The organism is Paenisporosarcina sp. P4_E4_2 (assembly GCF_056401595.1).
In genome coordinates this window covers 1-1,104 of sequence record NZ_JBFUJC010000566.1, presented here as the reverse complement: position 1 = coordinate 1,104, position 1,104 = coordinate 1, and the positions used below count along the sequence as shown (strand labels likewise).

1 protein-coding gene is annotated in these 1,104 nt (G+C 39.6%); it reads left to right on the top strand.

Translation table 11 applies throughout. The features are described 5' to 3' along the window. The first annotated feature begins 319 nt into the window (after nt 1-319). Nucleotides 320-1,045 (top strand): BsuPI-related putative proteinase inhibitor, encoded by a 726-nt coding sequence (locus AC1DSB_RS19765; RefSeq protein WP_477531095.1) that lies wholly within the window; start codon nt 320-322, stop codon nt 1,043-1,045. Nucleotides 1,046-1,104: the final 59 nt, after the last annotated feature.

Sequence of the window (1,104 nt, the reverse complement as noted above, 5' to 3'; positions counted from 1 at the left end):
CCACAACCTATCTCAAGTACGCGACTGCCTTCTCGAATTCCCCAAAACTCTGCAAGCTTCAGGCGATGTTCAGTTTGCACGAACTGTATGTCTTTCATTTGTACATTCGTCGCCATACAGTTCACTATGCGTTGAATTTTTCCAATGCTCATCGGACACCCCTTTTTTTGTTTTATCATATCATTTCATCTTTAATTCGGTTGATTATCCATTGGAGGATGTAGGTCAAAAATCCTTTTTATTCAATTTTCTATCTTTTCCCGTAACTCTTTTTGCTTTCTCACGGTCTAATTAGTATTAATGAAAGGTGGTTTTAAAGATGAAAAATATGCTAAAAGTGACTTCGACTGCAATCATCCTCATTGCATTGGGAGGCTGTGGAACATTTGCAAATACAAGTGAATCAGAAGAAGGAAACACAGGCTCTGGAAATGAAAATAACGAAATCGCCGCTGGCTCCGTTGTGCACAGTCTGTCAGAAGAAACTACAGATGGCGCCCACCAATTTGTTTTCCAGCTGAGGAATGACAAAGAGGAAGACGTTAAATTATCGATGAATAGTTCGCAGCTCTTTGATTATCAACTAATCGATAGCTCAGATACAGTTGTTTACAAGGATTCCGATAACAAGATGTACGCACAAATGTTGCAGGAAAAAATCTTGAAACCCGGTGAAATTCTTGAGATGAAGTTTGATGCAACGGAAGGTCTCTCTAAGTTGCCGGCTGGAAAATACACACTTGAGGTTTGGTCAACTGCCAATGAAGCTGAAGATTGGAAGGCCTCCACAGAAGTAACTTGGGATGGCACTGGTTCTTCATCTGCTGGAGATAAATTGAAGGTTGAAGAAACATCAGTTACTTATGTGGGACTCCAGGATGTAAACTCCATCGAAGTGAAAAACGAACAAAATGAAGCGGAAGCAATGAGATTGTCTGAAACAGCGAAACCATTCTTTGCTGAATTGGAAGAAGGCGCAAAAATTAAAGTATTCTACGTGATCATTGATGGACAAAAAGTCATTCAATCAGCAGAAAAAGAATAAACCACTGCAAAAAAATTAGGACCGAATCAGTCTTTTTGAACTGATTCGGTCCTATTTGT